Genomic DNA, 22,811 nt, shown 5'->3' with positions numbered 1-22,811 from the left:
CAAGGGGCTGAGATAGTGATCCGTAACAGCACTTTCATAAAAAAGTTCAAATGTGGCAGTGGATCAACCGCACAGTTCAAGAGATTGGTCGAGAGCTAAGAGGCTCGACCTTCAAGCTTATCGTCTCAATGGGTGGATTTTTGATCCTGTGGGGAGTGGTTGCGCCCGTGGGGACGATCGTGTGGTGGCTCAACCAGAATGCTGAAAGTCTAGGTTGGGTCACAGCGCCGGGGTCGAACCCAGTCTCTGATTTACCTCAAAGCGCCTCAGGCGCAAAGATCGATTGTTACATTGTATTCCTACCCGGAATCGGCAACTTTTCGCCCGATGAAATCACGGCAGGTGAAACATACTTCCTCGATCGACTCGTCGAACAACATCAAAGTTGTGTTGCAGTAAAAGATGTCTTTCCTTACTCAGTCGCAAACCGAGATTTAGGCAGTGAGCGAGTGTTCCAGCCGTTGTGGAAACTGGCAAGGGATAACGACGAATTGCTTGGTAGCGTTCTGATTCCCCTTCGTAACCTCTGGCGATTTGCGATTTCATCCGACTACCGCTATAGGCCGGTCTACAGTATGGGAATTGCAGACACGATCGTCGATCGCATGAATGCGGCTCACCCCATTTCCAAGCAGCGGATTAACTTAATTTTGATCAGTACCAGTGGTGGTGCTCAAGTCGCACTGGGGGTAACTCCTTATCTTGCTGAATGGTTGAATGCTCGATTAACCGTGGTTTCGATCGGAGGAGCATTCGACGGGAAAGCCGGATTTGATCAGGTAGATCACATTTATCATTTTCAAGGTCAGCAAGACTTAGTGCCAACGCTGGGCTATGTGCTTTTCCCGTCGCGCTGGAATTGGACAGTGGGTTCTCCGATCAATCAAGCTTTTCGGCAAGGGCGATTCACGGTATGCAGTAGTGGATCGCATGAGCATAGCGGGGATAAAGGCTATTTCGGAACTGCGATCGCGCCCAACAATCGCCCCTATGTTGAACAAACGATCGATCAAGTTGCACAGTTGCCGATTTGGTCGATCAACCAATCTTTAGTATCTCAATGTCTCCAGCGCTCAACTCAGTAGTTTGATACCGAATTCAACATAGAACGCGACAGATTGTACTCAAAGTCCCCCAGAATGGGGGATTTAGGGGGCGAGGATCTGACACATTCACAAATCAATTTGGTATGAGAAGCGATCGATCGCTTCTCATACTATTAAAAAGCGGCGGCTTCACACACAGACTCAATCAGCCTGAATGAAACCGCCGCCAAAATCGCTTAGGTCTTTAGATCTTCGTGCCGCAGTTCGGGCAGAACTTATTGGTCGGAACGTTCTCTGTACTGCAATTCCTACATTCGATCGTTTCTGCTGCCCGCTCTAAAAGCTTGCGTTCAGGCAATCCCATCATTTGAGCATTGCTCTTACCAGATGGAACCATCGGATAGCAGTTTTCGTTCTTCTTCACGCGGACATCCATCAGCACCGCACCAGGGTGAGCAATCATCTCGGCGATCGCAGCTTGCAACTCTTCCCGCGTCTCCACAATCATGCCTTTGATGCCGAATGCCTCTGCCAATTTGACAAAATCTGGTGTCCCCACCTGCATATTGGAATTCGAGTAGCGCTCATCGTAGAACGCTTCTTGCCATTGGCGCACCATGCCCTGCCAACCGTTGTTAATAATCACGGTTTTGACGTTGATGCCGTACTGTGCCAGCGTTCCAAGCTCCTGAATATTCATCTGAATGCTGGAATCACCGCTAATACAGATCACTTCTTCGTCTGGAACTGCCACTTTTGCACCCATCGCCGCAGGCATTCCAAAGCCCATCGTTCCTAGCCCTGCGCTAGAAATCCAGCGGCGGGGGCTATTCTTGAGAAATTGAGCCGACCACATCTGATGCTGTCCTACATCGGTGGTATAAAAGGCGTTCGGGGCTTGCTGTCCGATTTCAAAAATCACCTCTTGCGGCGACAGCACCCCCGGATATTGCGGCACAACGAGCGGATAATCTTCGCGCCAGCGATCGACTCTTGCAAGCCACGCTTCGGTCTGCGTCGGGTTCGCGGGATCACCTTCTTCGCTGCTACGCTCCAACAAATCCGTTAGAACTTGCTTCACGTCACCCACGATCGGCACATCTGGCAAACGCACTTTACCCACTTCTGCCGGATCGATATCGATGTGAATCACTTTGGCGCGAGAGGCGAATTCGTCCAGCTTTCCAGTCACACGATCGTCGAATCGCGCTCCTACGGCAATCAGCAAATCGCACTCAGTCACCGCAAAGTTTGCGTAAGCCGTGCCGTGCATTCCCAGCATTCCAACCGAGAGCGGGTGATGCTCATCAAAGGCACCCAATCCCATCAGAGTTGTGGTGACAGGTAGCTTGAAGCGCTCTGCCAGTTCTTTGATTTCTGCGTGTGCGCCTGCTGCGATCGCGCCACCACCGACATACAGCAAAGGACGCTGCGCTTGCCGAATCAGCTTTAATGCCTGCCCAATTTGGCGCGGATTGCCTTTTACCGTCGGACGATAACCCGTCAAGCGCACCGAACCTGGCTCAACGGGAACATAATCAAATTGCTCAACACCGACATCTTTCGGCACATCGATCAGCACAGGCCCCGGTCGTCCACTGCTTGCAATGTAAAACGCTTCGGCAACGATTCGCGCCATCTCTCGCGGATCGCGCACAACGTAGGAATGCTTGACGATCGGTAAAGTAATCCCGTAGATATCGGTTTCTTGAAAAGCATCACTGCCGATCGCGGGTCGCGGAACTTGTCCGGTCACAATCACCATCGGAATCGAGTCCATGTGAGCCGTGGCGATTCCGGTGACAAGATTGGTCGCACCAGGGCCAGAGGTTGCAAAGCAAACTCCCACTTGTCCGGTTGCACGAGCGTATCCATCGGCTGCATGAGCGGCTCCCTGCTCATGACGCACAAGAATGTGCTTGAGGATTCCAGCTTGTTCAGCCCGATAAAGCTCGTCGTAAATGGGCAGGATCGCCCCGCCTGGATATCCGAAAATGTGCTTAACACCGTGGCGACTAAGACTATCGATTAAAGCAAAAGCACCCGTCACCTTTTGGACTGCTGATCGTTGCTGCAACTGCACTGGAGTAACCTCTTCGAGTACGCGCGATTGGATAAATTGGAAGATTTTTGTATCGTAGGATGCAAGTAATAGAAATATAGTGTAAAGCTGATCCCTATCTGTGTCGAGAGAAAGACTGAGGAAATCTTTTCAAGAATTCCCGCTGCGTCAGACGTTTGAAATTTAGCGGACGATCGCTGCGTCAGAAGATCTTGACATCACTTCAAGCTCCGTAACATTGATCGTTACCCATCAGGAGAATCTTAATTAATCCAGCTTGTGTTGTGGCTGAACTAAGGGAAGAGTCCTGTCTGGAATTCATAACTTTAATCTAGCTTGTAATGCTCAACGATTTCACTAATGATCTCACTAATGAAAGTTGCAGCCGTAACTACAGCATTCGAGGGTTTAACAATTCCTTTAACCGTTGTGGGAGATTGCCATAGCATCAGATGTTCAACGGGTGGATCGGCGTAGAAATGAGTTGCGTTTCCCCCCATCATTAGAGAACTCCAGTGAGTAAAGTGATCATGGCTGACCCGGTGAATCGGGAACTCCCCGAATAAAGGAACGCCCCAACCATCGATCGCAATCAGCGCTGCAATCCGGATTCCTTGGCGCTGCCATATTCTAGCCGCCGCGATCGCACCCACGACTCCAGCACTAAACGCAATGATCAGCACTGCGTCCTGCGGGGAAAAGAAATCGAGAAGATGCCGGGGTGAATAAACGGGGAAGCGGTCAGACGGAAAAACCTGACAGTTTCCCAAAGATAGCTTTGAGAGAAACGCATCGGTGAGCGCAGGCGGGTGCATTCCTGGACAAATAAGAATTTCCATTACTCTGGGTAACAATATTTCACTAATCCGCTCCGTCCCCCGGTGGGGGATGTTAGCCTGAAGCTAGACCAAGACATTCTACGAAAGCAAGGGGTTTTACACCGTGGTCGCGACTCCAGAAAAGCTCGAACATTCTCACTCTCATCATGTATCTTCCAACTCAGAGCGGGTAGCTGTACTGCTGATGGGATATGGCGAGGTCGAAAGCTACGAAGACTTCGCAAATTACAACGAACAAGCTTTAAATCTCCTGACTGCAAAGTTTGCACCTGTCCCTACCTGGGTTTATCCACCTTTAGCAAAGCTTTTAGCAGTCTTCGATCTGCACGAGTGGGGACATCAGCACGGTCAGTTTGTTTCTCCCCATAATGCGATCTTTGAACAGCAACGTGCAGGAGTCGAAGCCGCACTGCAAGAAAAATGGGGCGATCGCGTCCAAGTTTTCAAGGCGTTTAACTTCTGTAAGCCATTCTTACCTGAACAAGTATTAGCCGAGATTAAAGATCAGGGATTCACAAAAGTTCTGATTTATCCCTTACTGGTCGTTGATTCTATTTTTACCAGTGGGATTGCCGTCGAGCAGGTGAACAAAGCTTTAGAAAATTCAGTCGATGATGGCGAACATTGGCTGAAAGGGACTCGCTATATTCCCTCATTTTTCGATCGACCCGAATATATCGACTTGATGGCGCGGTTAGTCGAATCTCAAATTCACTCTGATCTCGCTGGAGCCTATCTTCCCTCGCAGATCGGCATTGTTTTGATGAATCACGGCTGCCCCCATAAAGCAAAAGGATTCACCTCCGGCATCACCGAGAGCCAAGCGCTTTACGACAAAGTGCGCGATCGCTTGATTGATCGCTATCCGCTGATTTCAGTAGGCTGGTTGAATCACCAAACGCCGCTGATTGAATGGACGCAACCCAACGCTGATCTTGCAGCAAGAAACCTGATCAACCTCGGCGCGAAAGCGATCGTCTTTATGCCGATCGGCTTTGCCACCGAAAACCACGAAACGCTGCTAGATGTTGAACACATTATCGAGAAGCTGCATCGCAAGCACTCAGATGTGAAATATGTCAGGATGCCTTGCGTGAATGACAATCCTGACTTTCTAAAGATGGTTGCAACATGGGCAGATCCGCAGATTGAATCGCTTTTGTCTGAGCAAGCGGCAGCGGTTGTTCCCGTTCACGGAGAAATTCACCATCATCATGATCACGGGCATCACCATGCACACGATCATGGACATCACCATCATTAATAATCAGTGAACGTTAAGGGGAGAGGCGGTTCTGCGCTTCTCTCCTGCTCAGTTGAAAGATTTTGATTGTGCAATCTTAAACATCGCGTTATAATGTCAAAGCCTAGTTACGGGATGTAGCGCAGCTTGGTAGCGCGCCTGCTTTGGGAGCAGGATGCCGCAGGTTCAAATCCTGTCATCCCGATTTCTTGTGAAGGAAAATGCAATTTCCCGAAAGAAAGCGTAAGACTGAATCTGTAAGTCTGAGCTGGGGGCTACATCTACTCTATACAAAAGCAGAGCGATAAGGGGGACACCGATTCGCTAGCTCATTATTATATGTCGGAAACGATCGTAGCCTTTTCTGCACGTTTTCCACTACCCACATCGCACTTTCAGCGTCCAAATACATCCATGCATCGCTTCTTTATCTTCATTTTGGCGACAGTGGTCAATTTGATTATGTTCAAACCGCCCGCTGCCGCCCAGACTCCTGGGTCAGAAACCCCAGACCAACTGCGCCAACAGATTCAGCAGCTACAACAGCGTCTGCAAGATTGGGCACAGCTAGACCTTTATAGACAAGCCAACGCTAGTTTGTTACCTACCACAATGGATGAGAATCGAGCCGTGTTCTTTGGCGATTCTATTACCCAGTTTTGGAATCTCTCTGCCTATTTCCCCAATCGCCCCTATATCAACCGAGGCATTTCTGGGCAGACGACTCCTCAGATGCTGATTCGATTTCGTCCGGATGTGATTGCACTGAAGCCGCGTGTAGTCATAATTCTCGCAGGAACAAATGATATTGCGGGCAATACGGGTGCGATGACCTTGGACCAAATTCAGGATAATTATGCGTCGATCGCAGAGTTAGCAAGAGCGCATCAGACTCGCGTGGTGTTTGCGTCTGTGCTGCCGATTCATGATTATGCTGCAAACAAGATTTCGCCAGGGCGACCACCCACAAAGATTGAGGCGCTGAATCAATGGCTTAAAGGATACTGCGCTGCCGTGTATTGCACTTATTTAGACTATTACAGCGCAATGCTAGATGCCCAAGGCAGGCTGAGAGCCGATTTGTCAGACGATGGACTGCATCCCAATTCAAAGGGTTATGCTGTTATGGCTCCGCTTGCAGCGGCGGCAATTCAGCAGGCATTGAGATCCCCTTCTAAGAATTAGATGATTCTCATGCAGCGAACCGACTGACACGATCGGGCGAATTTCATACCCCATTCGACAAGAAACACCGAACTGAAATTCTCAATCCGGTGACTTGATAGATCGATGGAAACTAAGGCGTAGGAATTAGGGATCAGTCTGCAACACTTGCGGATGGAGCAATCCCACCATTTGTTGGATGCCGCGATGAATGCGACGAGTCACCGTCATCGGACTGACTCCGATTTGTTCCGCCACTTCTTTGCGCGACAAATCATGCAGGAAAACATACTCGATCGCTTGGCGCGTTTTATCTTCAAGCTGGTTGAGCGCCCTCTGCAACTGTTGGCGATCCTCCTCAAGCACCTGCAAGGCTTGATAGCGGGCATCAGGCAGCGTGTCACCTAGCGTCATCGGCGAATCTAACTGCTGGCAAACCGTCGCATCTAAACTTAGCGGTAAGCGGTTCTTCGCCGCCAGTTTGCTTTCGCGCCATTCGTTGACGGACACTTTCAGGACATCTGCAATCTCTTCGTCGCTCGGTTGACGCCCGAACGCCTCCATCAGTTGTTCTCGAACTCTCTGACCTTCTTTGTTTAATTGCTGCCAGCGACGGGGAATTTTTACCGTACCGGCTCGATCGCGGAGGAAATGCAGCATTTCACCCCGAATATAAGGAACCGCAAACGAGCTAAAAGCACAACCCTGGTTTGGGTTAAAGCGTTCGATCGCTCGAATTAGCCCTAAGTAGCCAATTTGTTCAAGGTCTTCGTAGGGTTCTGCACATTGATGACTTACCCGATGAGCGATTTTACGAACCAAACCTGCGTTCATTTGTACCAACTGATTGCGGAGTTTCACCGAGGGATTTTGGTGATACGAAACCAGTAATTCCATCCCGCGAGAACGTAAAGAAGATTGAGTTGCCATCATCCACCACAAGATCAAGGTTCACATCAGCGTTGAATCTATTTTCTGTAGAGAGGCATTGTAAAACCATCGTCGATCTACGGTACTGATCGAATTTATGCTGGTACGAATTCGGCAAAATTACGCAGATATTCAGTCTTTATGTGGACGGCATTTGAATTAGTTTTAGGCTGTGATCTGCGTCATATTCCTAATGTGATTGCACTCTGTCTAGAGTGTGATCGAGGTCGCTTCTTTTGACAGAGGGAAACCAATGTAACGAATTTTATTGTGATGCTATACCTTACTAAAACTTAGAAGGAATGGAATTTATGGCAGCTAAAGACGAAAAAACAATGCAACAAGAAGCGCATTCTTCTGAAGTTGAAAAAGAGCCAAAAACTGCAAAAAAATCAGCAAATTCTGAGGTGGATAACGCACCAGATATTGAATCTTTGACTGAAATTTTACATGGCGATCCTACTGAAATTGAGTCCGAAGAAGCGATCGACTCGATCGACGAGTGGGTGGATTTTCTCAAGGGTCACAAGGAAGAAAACATCAAAGAACTGTCAGCATCCCTGAAAGAATTGAAAAAACTTCTGAAGGGTAAAAAGACCGAAGCAAGCCAAATTGTAGAAGTGCTGGCGAAACTGGGCGAGCAAACCAACGAGATCGGCGACGAAGCGGGTCGTGGTGTGAAAGGCCCGATGCATACGTTGGGTAAAGCGTTAATCACGTTTAGCCACAAGATCGAGCGAGCTGCGGCAAAAGCAGAGAAGGAAGCATAAGCTTAGATTTCGCATCAACAAAGAGGGGCGATCGAGACTTTTGAATCCCGATCGCCCCTTGCTTTTGAACAAAGTTAGCCTTCGCTTTCTAAAAGTTTTTTGACTTCGAGTAGTTCTAGTCGATGCTGTTCGCTGACTTCGGGGTAGGACAAATTCAGGGACTTGAGTTTACTGATGATGATGTTGGAGACAGCCAGACGAGTAAACCATTTATGATCGGCTGGTATGATGTACCAGGGTGCATGATCTGTACTGGTATGGCTGAACACCTCTTCGTAAGCTTCCATATACTTGTCCCAATGTTGCCGCTCTTTTGCATCCGTGGCGGAAAACTTCCAGTTCTTTTCGGGCTGCTCAATTCGATCGAGAAATCTCTTTTTCTGCTGCTCTTTCGAGACATTTAGGAAGAACTTTAGAACAATGACTCCGTTGTTAACTAAGTATTCTTCAAAGTGATTAATTTGCTTAAATCGCTTCTCCCAAAAATCTTTGCCTAGTGCTTCTTTGGGTAGCTTTTGCTTTGCTAGCAATTCTGGGTGAACCCGCACCACTAGAACTTCTTCATAATAAGAGCGATTGAAAATTCCAATGCGCCCGCGTTCGGGTAAAGCTTTCGTCGATCGCCACAAATAATCGTGATCTAAGTCTTCTGAAGAAGGGGCTTTGAAGCTGAAGACTTGGCAGCCTTGAGGATTTATCCCTGACATGACGTGCTTAATAGTGCTGTCTTTTCCGGCCGCATCCATCGCTTGAAATAGAATTAACAAGGCGTAGGAATCGTGAGCATAGAGAATGTCTTGATATTTTGCGAGCTTCTGAACGCCTGTCTGAAGCTCGGCTTGAGCCGCTACTTTATCTCTTAAGCCATCTGTATGAGCTGGATCGTAGTCCTTTAGCTTAATTTTCTGATTGGGCGGCACTATAAATTGATCGTGTTTCATAAGGATTCTCATGGAGGCTATTCCCCAATTATGGTTAGCCTGCTGAGGATGAGGACGCGATCGCAACGTTCTTTAAAAAATTTAGCGGACGCAATTGTTTCAGCGTTTCGAGTTGCTCGGAGTTTCGGACTAAAAGCGCACCTGCAAAGGCAAGAGAATTCACCGCGATCGCACTATATTCGGCTTGTGATCGCGGCACAATCATCATCCATTCTCGCGTTGCTAAAAAGTTATAGGGAGCCGATTGTATAATTTGATTAGAATCAATTCTTACGGCTTCGAGTAACTCCCAATAGCGTTCTAGAAGTTGCTTAGCGGTATCAATTCGATCAAGTTTTGTGAAGGCATGAATAAAGGGAAATTCGGGAATTGTGGTAATGCGATCGGTAGAATTTACAGCGTTAATTAAGGGGTCGATCGGTAAACGAATTCCCTCAACAAACGGGAATGGAACCAGTTGTAGATGCTTGTGACGCTGGCTTGCTCCTGCCACTGAGCCGGCATTATAAAACGCTAATCCATCCACTTCGGCTAAACATGCCCATAGTGCTGCAAAATCGTCCAGCGTTAATAAAGCTTCTTGTTCTTCAAAGGCACGAGTAATAATTAATAGGTGATGATCGGCAACGTTGAATTTATTCAAAAGACAAACGTGAGTGTCAGAAATATCAACAACAAATAAATCGCGATCGTAGGGAAGAAATGGATTAATCGGTTTTCCAGTTGCAATCTCTTCTTGTTTTTGTTTCAGGTCGGAGACTTCTTTGCGAATCAGATTGGTGACAGTGCGGACGAGAAATTTCGCGCCTGCTTGCTCGATAAATTCGTGAGTGGTTGGAATTGAAAGGAGTGCGCCACAAGAAAGCGCGTGTTGCGTTTGCTCGATCGTGCGTTGCCACAGAACTCCGGGATTTTCCAGTAACCGAAGATGCACAGAGTCAGACACAAATTCAGACACAAATTCAGACATAGTAAAGAGCAAGAATTACCACTTTCAACTATTTCACATCTTCGTAGCGCTGGCGATGCGCGGTCAGTTGGGTGATGTAGCCGGGATCAAGTTTTGCAAGCTGCCACTTTTCGTAAAAAATCTTGGCGGATTCGGCTTTGATCGGGTCTTCTTCACGGGGCAGTACGGTTTTATCGGTGGCGTATTTGCGGCCGGATTTGTGGTTCGCGTAGCGGCGCGATCGGGTGTATCCCATCTGCAAAAATTTCCGCGCCATGTCCATGCCGACAAAATCACCTTGCGCTTTGTAGTCTTGAAAAAGCTGATAGATCTTATCGGCTGAAATTCGCGCAATCTCTGGAGTCTTGAATCTCCAGTGTGGCAGAATCTCGCTTTTGTAAGGCTCGACTAACAGAACACCTTGTTCGCCTTTCCCGACGCGGTAGAGTTCCGGGTGCTCTCTGAAATTGACCTGAGTGAAATCGATCGAGTAATCAAATGCCATCGGTGGAAATTCGACTCTAAACCGATTCAAGCAGGCGCAAGATTTCTAGTCATGCCCCACGAGAACGATTTCTGGAAAAGAACAGCAGAACCAACGCGATCGCGCTGCCAATCGCCGTGACTGAAATGGCAAATTGAGCAAACTGACGAACGGCGATCGCCAACAATGCCCAAACGATCACACCTGTAAATGCAACATCTCGATATCGAATCACGATCGCGGCTGTGATCGCTGCGGCAATCAAAATCATGATCACTGTCGAGATCGTGCCATCAATCCCCGCTCCAGTCCAGCCCGAAGCATACAAAGCAGACGCAACATTCACGATCGACGCAACACTGATCCAGCCCAAGTAAATACTAATTGGAACCTGAGCTAACCATTTTTCCTCACGCGGAACGCGGCTATTGGGGAATCTAGACCACAAGTAGGCAGCAACCAGGTTAATCAGAATTCCAAACATCAGTGCAACAGATAACCAAAACTGCTGCAACTGAAAGGCATACACCCAAACAATTTGAAAGAGAGATGCCCAAATGATTGGAGCGCGTAACTTCAGCAAATGGGAATTAAAACGCTGAGACGGTAATGCTTGATAAATTCCGAAACCAATCAGCCCAAGATAAATCACGCCCCAAATCGCAAACGCATAATTTGCTGGCGTAATCCGTACACCGCCTAGAATCGTGTTTGCGACTGCTCCAATGCTCAATCCTCGCAGCGGGAAGAAATTAGAGAGTGCATTAATGACGATCGCAGCCAAAATTGCGGCAATAGTTCCAAATTGGAGCGCCACTGTAACCGAAGAATTTCGCCCAGATTCCTGCATATCACCTCTCGGAACTCGCTCTTATACCGTAGCGATATTTTGGGCTGCGATCCTCTTTCTGATTTAAGATTTCTCGCTCGGTTCGATCCACTTCCACATCGGGTGGCTTTGCCCTTGCTGGCGAATTTTTAAGACGGTTTGTTCGAGCTTTTGCTGCTCCTCGATCGGCAACCCAAATAGAATATTCCGGCTCTGCCAAACTAATACGCTCAGCGTCATGCCAATACAGAATCCGAGTCCGACAGTGGCAGGCAAATTCGAGATCAGCCCGTGTCGTAGGGCTGCCCAAGTGAAATAGTCCTGCATGAGTGAAATCGGGTAGCGCAGCTCCCAGAGGCTCCATGCCCCGATCGTTAGCCACAACCCGATCACCACAAGCCACCGCCCGATCACCGTCGATCGATGCAGACGTTGAACTGCCGCTTGAAATTTTGGATCAAGTTCGACTTCGGGTGAGTCAGGAGGTGTCATATTCTTCAATCTAATCGCTAGTCGCCTCAGCCGTCACAGGTGCAAATGCGCGTCCCCGCTTTTCACGCCAAAGTGCTAACAATGTACTGGCAATAAAGATGCTTGAATACGCTCCCATCGTAAATCCGATAATCAACGCTAACGCAAAGTTCTTCAGCGTTTCTCCTCCGAAGAAAAAGAGCGCAAACAGCGTTAACAAGACGGTTAATGTCGTATTGAGCGATCGTGTTAACGTCTGATTTACCGCATCATCCACGATTTCGTTGATATGCCGACCGGGATTAAGTTGGATTGTTTCGCGGACGCGATCGTAAATCACCACCGTATCGTTGACCGAGAAACCAACGATCGTTAACAGCGCCACGACAAATAAACTATCGACTTCGGTTTTCAACGGGGTGAGTCCGAGAATCGCGAAGAAGCCGACCGTGATCAAAACGTCGTGGAACAGCGCGATGATGGCGAAGAGCGCGTAATCCAATTCAAAGCGGAACGTCATGTAGAGCGTGATACCTGCAAAGGAAACGATCAGTGCGATTAGGGCGGATTGAAACAGTTGTCGCCCGATCGTCGGCCCAACCGTGTCGATCTGCGTTTTTTTCGCATCAAACTTACCGACTTTTGATTCGAGTTCTGCTTGCAGTTTAGTGCGCTGATCTACGCTGAGCGTATTCGTCCGAATCAGGGCAGCGCGCTGGTCTTGACCGACGAGTTGCAGGCTAGCATCTCCTAGATTCTCATCGCGCAGCACTTCGCGGATCGCGTCGAGGCTGATCGGTTTGTCGCAGTTTCCAGGCTGACTGCAATCGAGTTCTACCTGAAGCCGCGTTCCGCCTTTGAAGTCAAGCCCTGGACGCAACGGCGTACCAATTTGAGTTTGCAGAATCACCATCGCAATGATGCCTGCAAGAATACAGAGGGCAGAAATCGTCCACCACAATCCCCGTTGGCGAATGACATTCAGTTTCATCAAGTGGTCTCCGAGATCGATTGTTTAGCTTTATGCAGATTGGGACAGAACCATGCCGGCTTGCGGAGTCCCGGAAACGTAATCGCGTACATCATCAGTGTGCGGCTGCAAGTGACTGCGGTGAACATACTGATCGCAACCCCTAACAACAGCGTTACGCCAAATCCTTTGACCAGTCCTGAACCGAACCAGATCAAGGCAATACAAGCGATCGCAGTCGTCACGTTACTGTCAAGAATGCTGGAGAAGGCGCGGAAGAAGCCGGATTCAACCGATCGATACAAAGTCTTTCCGGCAAGTAACTCTTCACGAGTCCGCTCAAAAATCAGAATGTTCGCATCAACCGCCATCCCGATACTGAGAATGAATCCGGCGATTCCAGGCAGTGTCAAGGTCACGCCTAAGAGCTTGAATCCGGCATAGGTTAAGAGCGCATAGATGATCAGAGAAATTGCGCTGATTACACCCGGCAATCGGTAATACACAATCATGAAGCCGAGAACCAACAGCAATCCACCGATTCCTGCGTAAATGCTGCTCTGAATACTATCGCGTCCCAGAGTTGCGCCGACGGTGCGGTTTTCAACGACTTCGACCGGGAACGGTAACGCACCCCCGCGTAATTGCACCGCTAAGTCGGTTGCTTCTTGAGCGGTAAAGCGTCCGGTAATCGTGGCTCCTCCGCCTGTAATTCCGGTTTGAGCGAATTCTGCACCCACAGACGGGTAGCTGATTAATCCGTTATCGAGGAAGATGCCCAGCGATCGACCCGTTCCCGCTAAACTTTTGGTCAGTTGGGCGAACTTATCGCCGCCTTCCTGGTCAAATTTGAGACCGACGCTAAACGCATCTGAGCCAGGGGCGGATTCTGCAAAGGCATTCTGTAAATTTTTACCGACTAGCGCGGGTGGATCGAATAGTGTTGCGATCGCTTCGTTGCTGCGTTTGATGGCGGCTTGATTTTCCTCGATTGCTTTTGCGTCGTCGGATTTACGCAGTTCGGCTTGCTTTCTGAGGAACTCTTGGCGGATCGATTGTTCGATCCGGAGCCTGTCTTCGGTTCCGGCTTTTTGTGCCCGGAAGTCAAGCTGTGCGGTTCCGCCTAAAACGCGCTCGGCTTGTTCCGGGTCGTTGACTCCGGGCAACTGGACTAAAATTTGATCTTCGCCAGCCGTCTGAACGAGCGGTTCGGACACGCCCAATCCGTTAATCCGACCTTCGATCACGCGCTGCACGTCTTCAAGCTGCTGCTGCGTGATTCTTTGCACATCACCCGTTGGCTTGACCTGGATCGTAATCTGCGATCCGCCGCGCAGATCCAAGCCGAGCAGGGCTGGAAAATGGCGCTGATCGAAGATGATGTAGAGCGAACCCAGCACCAGCACCAAAATCAGTATTAATAATCCTCGTTGCCGTCCCATAGCCAGTCTTTATTATGACAAAGGCTATGATAGCGCTTTCTTTGTATGACGTTGCATTCGATACGGTTTCAGCAACAAAAACGCCTGATTGGAAAGATGAGCGATCGCGCTTTGTGTTGGCATCCCTAAGTGTGAATCGATCGAAGGTCGGCTTTCGTCTTCTGAGTTGTAGGCTGCGATCGCACAAGTATACTGACAGCGCTTCACGATCAAATCAATCTGATACCGAATCAATTTATTAATGCGATAGATCCTTCGCCCCCTAAATCCCCCATACTGGGGGACTTTGAGAATCCGAAACAGATTTAGGCTTGAAGTCCCCCACTCGTGGGGGATTTAGGGGGCTTCCAAGATCTGTCGCACTCAAAAATCAATTTGGTATGAGGCGATGGCGATCAAGGATTGGAAGTGGCACTGCACGATCGATTAGTCGGGGTTGAGGAGCGCTTGGAATCGATCGTCTTGCCGACGAAATTTCTCTTCAATTTATACCAAATTAAACATAAAATGCGACAGATCATACTCAAAGTCCCCCAGAATGGGGGATTTAGGGGGCGAGAATCTGTCGCATCCACAAATCAATCTGGTATTACTCAACCACAGGTAATGGCGTGTTGCAGAATGGCAATCGCTGAGTCAACCTGCTTTTGGAAGCCATAACAGCAGGCTTTGCCGTAATTCAGTAACGCGGAATCAGCAGAGATCAAGTGCGATCGCTGATTCCATTGGGCATCCTCAGACGGTATACCTTTCTATCCCTAAAGCAGTTCTACCCGATGGCATCCCAGAATCTTCCCGCCCAGCTTTCAGACACCGACCTCGAAGAAATCAAAGCCGCCCTTGCGACGATCGAAGCCCAGATGCCGTTTCTAGTGCATCTCAGCACCGAAGAACGCCGCAAGCTATTCAAGATGGGCAACAAAAGCCTCTCGTTTGTCAACAACAGCTTGATCGCCGCTCAATCCAATCCCGATATTCTCCCTGCCAGCTTCGATCTCGACAAGTTCAGCAGCAACTATGAACTCGCGACTACCCTGACCGAAGTGCTTCTGAGACTGCAACAACTCACCGAAAAAGTAGACGATACCTTAATCTCTGTGAGCAGCGAAGCGATGACCGATAGCCTCACCGTCTACGACTACATCAAAACCGCTTCTAAAAAGACTCCGGGACTCAAAGCTGTTGCCGATCAGTTGGGCGAACGCTTCAAAGCAACTCGCTCCAAGGCATCGAAAGAAGCGCCGACTCCTGCATCCGTTTCTTAACCAAGCTCCAATACTCGCTGATGAATCATTGAATCTCGTTGGCGAGTGTTGATCACTCATTCACGAGTCTTTATGACTCACGCACGAGTGTTTGATCCTCGCGGGCGAGTGTTGATCACTCATTCACGAGTTTTCGATCGTCGTTCACGAGTATTGATCACTCACGCACAAGTCTTCGAACGTCGTTCACGAGTGTTGATCACTCACGCACGAGTCTCGAATCCTCGTCGATGAGTCTTGACCGCTCGTGGATGAGTGCCAGTTTCTAGAAGGAGTTGTCGATCGCTTCGTTTCAGTCAGCTTCAGCCCCCTGAATCCCCCAAATTTGGGGGACTTTGAATGACAAAAATTTCCTGGAATCCCAGAATTCCTTATTGTCAAAGTCCCCCAGAATGGGGGATTTAGGGGGCAGTTTGCCAGCGACTTCAACTCCCTTCTAAACCTTCAACGGAACCATATTGCGAACCGCTTCTACAATCTGCGGTGGTTGCACGATCGTTAAAGCCTCAAGCGTTCCATTGTAAGGAGTCGGAATATCTTGCGAAGACATCCGCAACACAGGCGCATCGAGTTCATCGAAAAAGCGATCGTTAATCGAAGCCGTCAGTTCCGCCCCGATTCCCCCGGTTCGCATACATTCCTCGACAATGATCACGCGATGCGTTTTGCAGATTGATTCGCCGATCGTCTCAAAATCCAACGGCTTAAGCGAAAGCAAATCAATCACTTCGCAGTCATACCCTTCTTTATCTAACGTCTTCATCGCCTGCATCACATGATGCCGCATTCTCGAATACGTCAGAATCGTGACATCTTTGCCTTTCCGCACGACTTCAGCTTTATCAAGCGGCAGATAATATTCTTCGCTCGGCAGGTCTTCTTTCAGGTTGTAAAGCAAAACGTGCTCAAAAAACAGCACCGGATTGTCATCTCGAATCGCCGACTTCAGCAATCCTTTGGCGTTGTAGGGAGTCGAACACGTAACAATCTTCAATCCGGGAACGGCTTGGAAATAAGCTTCCAGCCGTTGCGAGTGTTCTGCACCTAAGCGACTACCGACTCCACCAGGGCCACGAATCACGATCGGGATCTTGAAGTTCCCACCCGACGTATAGCGCAACATCCCCGCATTATTCGAGATCTGGTTGAACGCCAGCAGCAAAAAGCCCATGTTCATCCCTTCGATAATCGGGCGCAATCCGGTCATTGCCGCTCCGATTGCCATTCCGGTAAAGCTGTTTTCAGCGATCGGCGTATCGAGCAGCCGCAGATCCCCATACTTCTTATATAAATCCTTCGTGACTTTGTAGGAGCCGCCGTAATGACCGATATCTTCTCCCATCACCAAAACCGTCGGGTCTTTTGCCATTTCTTCGTCGATCGCTTCCCGAAGGGCATTAAAGAAGAGTGTCTCTGCCATTGCGTCTCAATCTAAATAAAGTACGTGCAAGGTCTCATTTTATAAGGAGCAAGGACATTCCGTATAGTGATCTCGCAACAAACACGATTTCCCGCGAATGCCAGCCTTCCCATAAAATTGAAGATCTGTCGTGAATGGGTAAAAAGCTGTGGCGTTTAAAGTCGGTTTGTTGGGATTGGGAACGGTCGGGACTGGAACAGTTGAAATTCTCCGTGATCCGGCTCAACGTCACCCGTTGCTGCAAGAGATTGTGATTCATAAAGTCGGAGTGCGATCGATTGACAAACCCCGCATCGTTCCGTCAGAACTGCTCACGACCGATTTAGAGTCGATCGTGACCGACCCGGAAATCGATATTGTGGTCGAAGTGATGGGCGGTTTAGAACCCGCTCGATCGCTAATGCTGAAAGCGATCGCCAATAAAAAGCACGTTGTCACCGCAAATAAAGCCGCGATCGCTCGATTTGGCGCTGAAATTTTTACAGCCGCATCGGAAGCGGGCGTTTACGTCCTGCTAGAAGCAGCAGTCGGCGGTGGAATTCCGGTAATCGAACCGCTCAAACAATCGCTCTGCGCGAATCGGATCAACACCGTAACAGGCATCGTCAACGGCACGACAAACTACATCCTCACCCGAATGCAGCTTGAAGGCGGTGACTTTGCCGAAATTCTTGCCGATGCTCAAAAGCTTGGGTATGCTGAAGCTGATCCCACTGCCGATGTCGATGGGTTAGATGCTGGGGATAAAATCGCAATTCTGGCATCTCTTGCATTTGGCGGACGGATCAAACTGCCAGAAGTCTATTGCGAAGGCATTCGGAATGTCAGCGCGATCGAGATTGCCTACGCCGAAAAACTCGGATTCGTGATCAAATTGCTAGCGATCGCGAAACGCAAATCAAGCGATGAACTCGAAGTCAGAGTGCACCCCACACTGGTTCCAAAAGCCCACCCATTAGCAAGCGTCAACGACGTCTACAATGCAATTTTGATCGAAGGCGATCCGATCGGTCAGGTAATGTTTTTTGGACGGGGAGCAGGTGCAGGACCTACCGCCAGTGCTGTGGTTGCAGATGTCCTCAATATCGCGGCATTGCTGAAAGTCGAGCGTACCACTCAGCGCGGAGAATCCTCTGTGCTTGATCCGCTCTTAGCGTGTTCACATCAGCATTACTGCACGATCGCGCCTATGAAAGAGCTATCAACCCGCTTTTATGCAAGGTTCTTGACGCGAGATTATCCGGGAGTTATTGGAAAGCTTGGCACCTGTTTCGGAGATCATGAGGTCAGCTTGGAATCTGTCGTTCAGGCGGGAATTCGAGATGGAGCCGCCGAGATCGTGGTCGTGACCCATGAAGTTCAGGAAGGAAATTTCCGTGCAGCGCTCAGCCAAATTGAGCAGATGGACACGGTTGAAAAAGTAGCGAGCGTTTTACGAGTGCTCTAGATTAACTTTTGGAAGCGAATCTTGGGTAAACGCCCCACACCCCTGCTTCTTTCTAAGCCTTCAGAATCAAGCAAAAGTTCGAGGTCGCCCGCAAGATTAGAAACAGACTTAGATTGTCGACGAATCGGGTTCCAAGCCCCACTGCTGTTTGAGGAAGTGACGATACATCGTCTCACGCATCAGCATCTGCTCGTAGAGTTTCACAAGAAATTCTTGCGCTTGCTCACGGCTCATTTGCTGAACCTGAGTTTCAAACGATCGAATGCTGAATTGTTGCTCCAAGGAAAGTTCAACAGGTTGACTCATAGCAATTACGCTCCAGATAAAAAGAGAGTAGACCAATTACAGGATTCAATGACTTAAAAGTCAATGGGGTTTATCCTGAACAAACTCGGTTGATTCTTTTGGGGATTCCCTAAAATAAATCTAAATTCCGAACTTGATATTAAAAAAGATAACAAGCATTTGACAAAACGACCATCCGCCACTGGGGTAATAACCTGGGGGATATCCGTACATCTGAGGGGAGACGATGATTATCTTTTGGGTGACGCTTGCCTGGATTGGCGGTATAGCAGCGATTCTGGGCAGCTTGATGACGATCGCAAGCCTGCTGCTTTGGACGATCGAGGGAAATTGGCAAGGGCGATTAAAAGTTCTGGGATTTTCGCTCGGCTGTGCGATCGTGGGATTTTTACTGTTGCGGCTGATCCCGTTCTCTGTGCTGTGACACGATTGCAGCAGAATACGCACAAGCCTGAGCCGAACCAGTTCAAATTCAAGCCGCTCAGGTTGCAAGATTATCGATCGACTCAGGGAGATCGCTTATTCAATGAATGCCTGCGATTTCTGCTTCATTTTCGCCAGGATGTTATAAAACCCATTTGCCCGCGAAGGAGTTAAGCTCACATCCAGTCCCGTCGCCTTGATGAATTCCGGCGAGAGATCGACGACTTCTTGCGGGGGCAATCCGCTGAGTCCTTCAACCAATAGCGCCACTAATCCTTTCACCAACTGCGAATCCGAATCGCCCTCAAACTGCACTTTTCCGTCTGCCAAATTCGCCACCACAAAGACCTGCGATGCACAGCCTGAAACTTTGTTTTCTGGCATTTTTTCCGACTCTGGAAACGGCTTAAGACGCTGAGCCAGGGTGATGAGAAGCTCGTACTTGCGTTTGGGTTCGGTCGATCGCGCTAAGCGTTGCACAATGCGATCGAGTGCGGGGGGAAGTTGCGTGGATGACAATGACATGACTCTTAGCTGATCGGGTTAGACGACTCAGTTGAATTTCAACAAGCGCTGCTATTCCATTGTAGTATGTGCGGCTGAGCCGTTCAGCGTAGATTTTGCAAGGATAAGAAAACTCTGACTCATGAAGCGTCAGAGTTTTGCCAAAAGAACTAGCGATTCAATTTGGATGAATTAAGCTAATTGCATTGCCGTGCCAAAATTTTGCGTCCAGTATCCATTATGGTATCCCACACCAAGCTCCTTTAGATTGGGATTAAGGATATTTTGTCTATGTCCAGGACTATTCATCCAGGCAGTCACAACATCTTGAGGCGTGGGTTGTCCAAATGCAATATTTTCGGCAGCTCTAGAATAGCTGTAGCCTCCAGTCCGCATTCGATCCCAAGGCTGGGAACCATCGAGTCCTTGATGACTAAAATAGTTGCGCGTTGCCATGTCTTGACTGTGCTTTTCAGCCACGTCATTCAACGTCAAATTGAGCGTCAGGGGTGGCAGTCCTTGCTGCATCCGCTGCTGATTAGTGAGGTCGAAAACCTGCTGCTCAAATGCACCAAATGCTGGATCGGAAGCGGCTTGAACGGGGCTAGGTGGCGGTGCAGTTTCAAGCGGTGCAGGACTGCTAGATTGAGGCTGCACGGGCAGTACGTCGGGCTGAGTTCCGAAACTGAATCGATCGAGAAAACGCCTCCCTTGAAGGGCTTGTTCGCTTCGCAGAAATGGATTCAATTGGTCAACTGAGCGAAATATCATGTTGATTTACCTTGAATAACAATATGCAGAAATCGCCATGCCAAATTTGACCCCGATTTGGGATCTGATTTGAAGCGGGCATTCTGAACGGTGCGATCGCACACGTTGATCGCATCTTTGAACGACTAGAAACCTTGGTGAAGTCGTGAGATTAACTGTGTGAAAACCTGATTGAATCGTGAGCGATCGCAGCCTAATTTGGAATTGCAGCGATCGCTACCTGAGTCTTGGAGTAGTAATGCGGCGGATGCACGGGGGTTAATGTAAAGGGAAAGTAAACTGACCGTGTTGGCATCTGTGCCACTTCTACTGCCGTAATAAGTTCGCTCGCGAAGGGAAATTTTTCGCTGTGATGTAGGTTGAGCAATGTTTAATCCTTTCGGTAGCTGCACTAGAGGATGCAATACCCTCCATCACTAGATAGATGCAGTTAAAGTGAACTGTAATTGTATTGCTGCAAGTTTGTATCCTCAAGCCTTTACTAAAATCAAGTTTTCTTGTGCCGCTTGATTGAGTGTCTACCTTAGCTTGAGAAAGTTTAGTGTCGTAGCTGTGAAACTCTGGAGAAGCTCGATCAATTCCCCGGAGAACGAATCGAAAAAAATGAGGGACGGTATTTCCATCCCTCAAACCTTCAGATTGAAACTGAACTAGACTGCGATCGCTGCCGTTTCCAGTTCAATTACCTTAGAGTCTGGCGCAGAATGCCACACTTTTCCATCTAGCGCCATCTGCTCGATTAAGCTTGCCAGCCTTAGAGCTTTGAGCGCTTGAATGCCTCCAACCGAAGGCGCGATCCCACCCCGAACACATTGCACAAAGTGTTCTAACTCAGCATGAAGCGGCTCAATATTGCTCGTCTTCACCTTTTCGATTAATCCATCCTGGCAATACAACACCTGACCATAATCGGTCTTGTAGTTGGCGGTCGTTTGACGATGAATCAGAATTTCATTGTTGAGGAAATCTGCTTCAGTCAACGAGCTTCTGCAATGGGCTGAGATCCGCCGAATCTTGCGGTGAGTCACTTTGCTAGCGGTCAGTGTTGCCACAATTCCATTCGCAAATCCCAATGTTGCAGTTACATAGTCAAGCTGACCAGAATTAGAGGCACGACTTCCACTTGCAGTGAGTTTTACCACCTTAGAATTGGCTAATTCCAACAGCAAGTCGATATCGTGAATCATCAAGTCCAAGACAACCGAAACATCATTGGCTCGATCGCTATACGGACTCATCCGGTGTGCCTCAAGCGCTAGCACTTCCTCAGTTTTCAGAACCTTGCAAAGCTCTTGGAACGCTGGATTAAACCGCTCGATATGACCCACTTGCAGAATTCGTTGGCAATCTGCGGCGGCATTCACTAACGATTCTGCTTCTGCAATACTTGCCGCGATCGGCTTTTCAATCAGAACATGAACTCCGGCTTTCAGAGCCGCCATTCCTACTGAGTGATGCAAACGAGTTGGTACGGCGATACAAACCGCGTCAACCCGCTCCAGCAAATCATGATAATTCTCAAAAAATCGAACCCGATACTTGCTGGCTGTGTCCAATCCACGCTCTACATTAATGTCAGATACGCCAACTAGCTCTACATCCTTCAGCAGACTTAAGACCCGTGTATGGTGCTGTCCCATGTTGCCGACACCGATCACGCCAATACGTAGCGGATCTGGCTGACTCCGGAGCATACCAAACTGGGAATACCCAATTGGGATATTATTTTGCACGCTTACTACTCCTCCACCACCGAACTTGTGCTGATATACAGCCGTAAAATCTCCTCAGACATCCAGATACTATCACAGCGACATTATTTATGAAGAATTCCAAAGGGCCTAGCAAGTTCCCTCCTACAATAGGAGGTTCGATTTTTGATGTTTTACCTCTGGAGACGGAGTTTTACTACGGTCTCTCGATGTAATCTCCTCTCGGTGATTGGATTCAAGCCGTTATTGTGCAATTTCGGCTGCCTATACGATCGTTTTCTCTCGACAGCGGCACGGATTTAATTTTCGGAGTGTATCCGTGAAATCACTGTATATTCTCTACAAAATTGCCGGAGGTTTTATGAAGTTTTCGCTAAAATCACGGTGAACAAAGATGACTCTATTGCTATAGAGAATTGGAGTGGCTAAGATTTGGGGATCAAGTCATTCTGTTGTCAAAGTTGGCATGAAATCACCCGCGCAGCCTGTACCCCTCGAAGTCGTACAACAAGTTTCTGATTATTTCAGTGTGCTAGGCGAACCGATGCGTCTTCGCATCCTCAATTTGTTACGTGATGGGGAGAAGTGTGTTCAAGATCTAGTGGAGGCGACGGATACGAGTCAAGCGAACGTCTCGAAGCATCTGAAAGTGATGCTCCAGGCGGGAATCCTGACTCGTCGATCGAAAGGAACGCTGGCATATTACCGCGTCGAGGATGATTTGATTTTTGAGTTGTGTAATTTAGTGTGCGATCGTTTAGCCAGTCGCATTGAACAACAGGCGCAGCATTTCCGCGCTTTTAGTTTAGCCAGTCGCCGCTAG

At 48.6% G+C, this 22,811-nt stretch carries 24 protein-coding genes and 1 tRNA gene; 9 read left to right on the top strand and 16 right to left on the bottom strand.

All coding sequences use genetic code 11. The features are described from left to right. The first annotated feature begins 50 nt into the window (after positions 1 to 50). Entirely contained in the window at positions 51 to 1,085 is a 1,035-nt protein-coding gene (locus NC981_RS05875; RefSeq protein WP_348241986.1) for a hypothetical protein, read from the top strand. 205 nt (positions 1,086 to 1,290) lie between these two features. Here the strand turns inward: NC981_RS05875 and ilvB are convergent, their stop codons facing one another. Together ilvB and NC981_RS05865 are read right to left on the bottom strand one after the other, a co-directional pair. Further along, the gene (gene ilvB, locus NC981_RS05870; protein ID WP_348241985.1) at positions 1,291 to 3,129 is read right to left on the bottom strand and encodes a biosynthetic-type acetolactate synthase large subunit; all 1,839 of its coding nucleotides are present in this window, start codon (positions 3,127 to 3,129) and stop codon (positions 1,291 to 1,293) included. A gap of 305 nt (positions 3,130 to 3,434) precedes the next feature. Next, positions 3,435 to 3,947 carry a hypothetical protein gene (locus NC981_RS05865; protein WP_348241984.1) on the bottom strand — a complete coding sequence of 171 codons (513 nt, stop codon included), beginning with the start codon at positions 3,945 to 3,947 and terminating at the stop codon, positions 3,435 to 3,437. Between the two features lie 103 nt (positions 3,948 to 4,050). On the opposite strand from NC981_RS05865, the gene NC981_RS05860 reads away from it, so the two are divergent. The 3 genes from NC981_RS05860 (at position 4,051) to NC981_RS05850 (ending at position 6,375) form a co-directional block, all read left to right on the top strand. Further along, positions 4,051 to 5,211: a ferrochelatase gene (locus NC981_RS05860; RefSeq protein WP_348241983.1), complete on the top strand. Its 1,161-nt coding sequence runs from the start codon at positions 4,051 to 4,053 to the stop codon at positions 5,209 to 5,211. Positions 5,212 to 5,321: 110 nt separating this feature from the next. Further along, positions 5,322 to 5,395 (top strand) — tRNA-Pro (locus NC981_RS05855). A 257-nt stretch (positions 5,396 to 5,652) separates the two neighbouring features. After that, entirely contained in the window at positions 5,653 to 6,375 is a 723-nt protein-coding gene (locus tag NC981_RS05850; RefSeq protein ID WP_348241982.1) for a GDSL-type esterase/lipase family protein, read from the top strand. A 126-nt stretch (positions 6,376 to 6,501) separates the two neighbouring features. Here NC981_RS05850 and NC981_RS05845 read toward each other — a convergent pair whose 3' ends face one another. After that, entirely contained in the window at positions 6,502 to 7,284 is a 783-nt protein-coding gene (locus tag NC981_RS05845) for an RNA polymerase sigma factor SigF (protein WP_190375622.1), read from the bottom strand. Between the two features lie 302 nt (positions 7,285 to 7,586). On the opposite strand from NC981_RS05845, the gene NC981_RS05840 reads away from it, so the two are divergent. After that, positions 7,587 to 8,054: a hypothetical protein gene (locus tag NC981_RS05840; protein ID WP_348241981.1), complete on the top strand. Its 468-nt coding sequence runs from the start codon at positions 7,587 to 7,589 to the stop codon at positions 8,052 to 8,054. A gap of 74 nt (positions 8,055 to 8,128) precedes the next feature. Here the strand turns inward: NC981_RS05840 and NC981_RS05835 are convergent, their stop codons facing one another. The 8 genes from NC981_RS05835 to NC981_RS05800 form a co-directional block, all read right to left on the bottom strand. Continuing rightward, complete coding sequence (locus NC981_RS05835; RefSeq protein ID WP_190375620.1) at positions 8,129 to 8,995, bottom strand: polyphosphate kinase 2 family protein; 867 nt, start codon at positions 8,993 to 8,995, stop codon at positions 8,129 to 8,131. Between the two features lie 34 nt (positions 8,996 to 9,029). Then, positions 9,030 to 9,941 carry a phosphorylase gene (locus tag NC981_RS05830; protein ID WP_348241980.1) on the bottom strand — a complete coding sequence of 304 codons (912 nt, stop codon included), beginning with the start codon at positions 9,939 to 9,941 and terminating at the stop codon, positions 9,030 to 9,032. Between the two features lie 52 nt (positions 9,942 to 9,993). Then, complete coding sequence (locus NC981_RS05825; protein ID WP_190375618.1) at positions 9,994 to 10,449, bottom strand: DUF4385 domain-containing protein; 456 nt, start codon at positions 10,447 to 10,449, stop codon at positions 9,994 to 9,996. A gap of 49 nt (positions 10,450 to 10,498) precedes the next feature. Then, on the bottom strand, positions 10,499 to 11,278 hold the full coding sequence (locus NC981_RS05820) for a tryptophan-rich sensory protein (RefSeq protein ID WP_348241978.1): 780 nt from the start codon (positions 11,276 to 11,278) through the stop codon (positions 10,499 to 10,501). 63 nt (positions 11,279 to 11,341) lie between these two features. After that, complete coding sequence (locus NC981_RS05815) at positions 11,342 to 11,749, bottom strand: hypothetical protein (protein WP_348241976.1); 408 nt, start codon at positions 11,747 to 11,749, stop codon at positions 11,342 to 11,344. Between the two features lie 10 nt (positions 11,750 to 11,759). Further along, on the bottom strand, positions 11,760 to 12,719 hold the full coding sequence (secF, locus tag NC981_RS05810; protein WP_348241974.1) for a protein translocase subunit SecF: 960 nt from the start codon (positions 12,717 to 12,719) through the stop codon (positions 11,760 to 11,762). Then, the gene (gene secD / locus NC981_RS05805; protein ID WP_190375614.1) at positions 12,719 to 14,140 is read right to left on the bottom strand and encodes a protein translocase subunit SecD; all 1,422 of its coding nucleotides are present in this window, start codon (positions 14,138 to 14,140) and stop codon (positions 12,719 to 12,721) included. Before secD ends, secF begins: the two co-directional genes overlap by 1 nt. 24 nt (positions 14,141 to 14,164) lie before the next feature. Further along, positions 14,165 to 14,374, bottom strand: a complete 210-nt coding sequence (locus NC981_RS05800) for a hypothetical protein (RefSeq protein ID WP_190375613.1) — start codon at positions 14,372 to 14,374, stop codon at positions 14,165 to 14,167. Between the two features lie 542 nt (positions 14,375 to 14,916). Between NC981_RS05800 and NC981_RS05795 the strand changes: the two genes are divergently transcribed. Beyond that, positions 14,917 to 15,405 carry a hypothetical protein gene (locus NC981_RS05795; RefSeq protein WP_190375645.1) on the top strand — a complete coding sequence of 163 codons (489 nt, stop codon included), beginning with the start codon at positions 14,917 to 14,919 and terminating at the stop codon, positions 15,403 to 15,405. Between the two features lie 436 nt (positions 15,406 to 15,841). Here the strand turns inward: NC981_RS05795 and NC981_RS05790 are convergent, their stop codons facing one another. Then, positions 15,842 to 16,825, bottom strand: coding sequence for an alpha-ketoacid dehydrogenase subunit beta (locus NC981_RS05790; protein ID WP_190375612.1), 984 nt, complete (start codon positions 16,823 to 16,825; stop codon positions 15,842 to 15,844). A 148-nt stretch (positions 16,826 to 16,973) separates the two neighbouring features. Here NC981_RS05790 and NC981_RS05785 point away from each other — a divergent pair, with 148 nt between their 5' ends. After that, complete coding sequence (locus NC981_RS05785; protein ID WP_190375611.1) at positions 16,974 to 18,272, top strand: homoserine dehydrogenase; 1,299 nt, start codon at positions 16,974 to 16,976, stop codon at positions 18,270 to 18,272. 108 nt (positions 18,273 to 18,380) lie between these two features. Here NC981_RS05785 and NC981_RS05780 read toward each other — a convergent pair whose 3' ends face one another. Further along, positions 18,381 to 18,578, bottom strand: coding sequence for an NblA/ycf18 family protein (locus NC981_RS05780; RefSeq protein ID WP_190375610.1), 198 nt, complete (start codon positions 18,576 to 18,578; stop codon positions 18,381 to 18,383). Positions 18,579 to 18,804: 226 nt separating this feature from the next. Between NC981_RS05780 and NC981_RS05775 the strand changes: the two genes are divergently transcribed. Beyond that, positions 18,805 to 19,002: a hypothetical protein gene (locus NC981_RS05775; protein ID WP_190375609.1), complete on the top strand. Its 198-nt coding sequence runs from the start codon at positions 18,805 to 18,807 to the stop codon at positions 19,000 to 19,002. Positions 19,003 to 19,097: 95 nt separating this feature from the next. Here the strand turns inward: NC981_RS05775 and NC981_RS05770 are convergent, their stop codons facing one another. The 3 genes from NC981_RS05770 to NC981_RS05760 all read right to left on the bottom strand — a co-directional run bounded on the left by NC981_RS05770 (position 19,098) and on the right by NC981_RS05760 (position 21,970). Further along, positions 19,098 to 19,526 (bottom strand): SufE family protein, encoded by a 429-nt coding sequence (locus NC981_RS05770; RefSeq protein WP_190375608.1) that lies wholly within the window; start codon positions 19,524 to 19,526, stop codon positions 19,098 to 19,100. 171 nt (positions 19,527 to 19,697) lie between these two features. After that, positions 19,698 to 20,276, bottom strand: coding sequence for a CAP domain-containing protein (locus NC981_RS05765; RefSeq protein ID WP_348241970.1), 579 nt, complete (start codon positions 20,274 to 20,276; stop codon positions 19,698 to 19,700). Between the two features lie 650 nt (positions 20,277 to 20,926). Continuing rightward, positions 20,927 to 21,970, bottom strand: coding sequence for a Gfo/Idh/MocA family oxidoreductase (locus NC981_RS05760; RefSeq protein WP_190375644.1), 1,044 nt, complete (start codon positions 21,968 to 21,970; stop codon positions 20,927 to 20,929). A 484-nt stretch (positions 21,971 to 22,454) separates the two neighbouring features. On the opposite strand from NC981_RS05760, the gene NC981_RS05755 reads away from it, so the two are divergent. After that, on the top strand, positions 22,455 to 22,811 hold the full coding sequence (locus NC981_RS05755; protein ID WP_190375643.1) for a metalloregulator ArsR/SmtB family transcription factor: 357 nt from the start codon (positions 22,455 to 22,457) through the stop codon (positions 22,809 to 22,811).

It is taken from the genome of Leptolyngbya sp. DQ-M1, from assembly GCF_039962505.1.
Lineage (GTDB): Bacteria > Cyanobacteriota > Cyanobacteriia > Leptolyngbyales > Leptolyngbyaceae > Leptolyngbya.
This window is presented reverse-complemented; position numbering and strand designations above follow the sequence as displayed.

What these genes read in the sequence shown, in the direction of transcription:
- NC981_RS05835 (WP_190375620.1), bottom strand. Translation starts at nt 8,995, where the DNA reads ATGAAACACGATCAATTTATAGTGCCGCCCAATCAGAAAATTAAGCTA.
- NC981_RS05875 (WP_348241986.1), top strand. Translation starts at nt 51, where the DNA reads ATGTGGCAGTGGATCAACCGCACAGTTCAAGAGATTGGTCGAGAGCTA.
- NC981_RS05765 (WP_348241970.1), bottom strand. Translation starts at nt 20,276, where the DNA reads ATGATATTTCGCTCAGTTGACCAATTGAATCCATTTCTGCGAAGCGAA.
- secD (WP_190375614.1), bottom strand. Translation starts at nt 14,140, where the DNA reads ATGGGACGGCAACGAGGATTATTAATACTGATTTTGGTGCTGGTGCTG.
- NC981_RS05790 (WP_190375612.1), bottom strand. Translation starts at nt 16,825, where the DNA reads ATGGCAGAGACACTCTTCTTTAATGCCCTTCGGGAAGCGATCGACGAA.
- NC981_RS05865 (WP_348241984.1), bottom strand. Translation starts at nt 3,947, where the DNA reads ATGGAAATTCTTATTTGTCCAGGAATGCACCCGCCTGCGCTCACCGAT.
- NC981_RS05850 (WP_348241982.1), top strand. Translation starts at nt 5,653, where the DNA reads ATGTTCAAACCGCCCGCTGCCGCCCAGACTCCTGGGTCAGAAACCCCA.
- NC981_RS05775 (WP_190375609.1), top strand. Translation starts at nt 18,805, where the DNA reads ATGATTATCTTTTGGGTGACGCTTGCCTGGATTGGCGGTATAGCAGCG.
- NC981_RS05780 (WP_190375610.1), bottom strand. Translation starts at nt 18,578, where the DNA reads ATGAGTCAACCTGTTGAACTTTCCTTGGAGCAACAATTCAGCATTCGA.
- NC981_RS05770 (WP_190375608.1), bottom strand. Translation starts at nt 19,526, where the DNA reads ATGTCATTGTCATCCACGCAACTTCCCCCCGCACTCGATCGCATTGTG.
- NC981_RS05795 (WP_190375645.1), top strand. Translation starts at nt 14,917, where the DNA reads ATGGCATCCCAGAATCTTCCCGCCCAGCTTTCAGACACCGACCTCGAA.
- NC981_RS05755 (WP_190375643.1), top strand. Translation starts at nt 22,455, where the DNA reads ATGAAATCACCCGCGCAGCCTGTACCCCTCGAAGTCGTACAACAAGTT.
- NC981_RS05760 (WP_190375644.1), bottom strand. Translation starts at nt 21,970, where the DNA reads ATGCTCCGGAGTCAGCCAGATCCGCTACGTATTGGCGTGATCGGTGTC.
- NC981_RS05840 (WP_348241981.1), top strand. Translation starts at nt 7,587, where the DNA reads ATGGAATTTATGGCAGCTAAAGACGAAAAAACAATGCAACAAGAAGCG.
- NC981_RS05820 (WP_348241978.1), bottom strand. Translation starts at nt 11,278, where the DNA reads ATGCAGGAATCTGGGCGAAATTCTTCGGTTACAGTGGCGCTCCAATTT.
- secF (WP_348241974.1), bottom strand. Translation starts at nt 12,719, where the DNA reads ATGAAACTGAATGTCATTCGCCAACGGGGATTGTGGTGGACGATTTCT.
- NC981_RS05845 (WP_190375622.1), bottom strand. Translation starts at nt 7,284, where the DNA reads ATGGCAACTCAATCTTCTTTACGTTCTCGCGGGATGGAATTACTGGTT.
- NC981_RS05825 (WP_190375618.1), bottom strand. Translation starts at nt 10,449, where the DNA reads ATGGCATTTGATTACTCGATCGATTTCACTCAGGTCAATTTCAGAGAG.
- NC981_RS05815 (WP_348241976.1), bottom strand. Translation starts at nt 11,749, where the DNA reads ATGACACCTCCTGACTCACCCGAAGTCGAACTTGATCCAAAATTTCAA.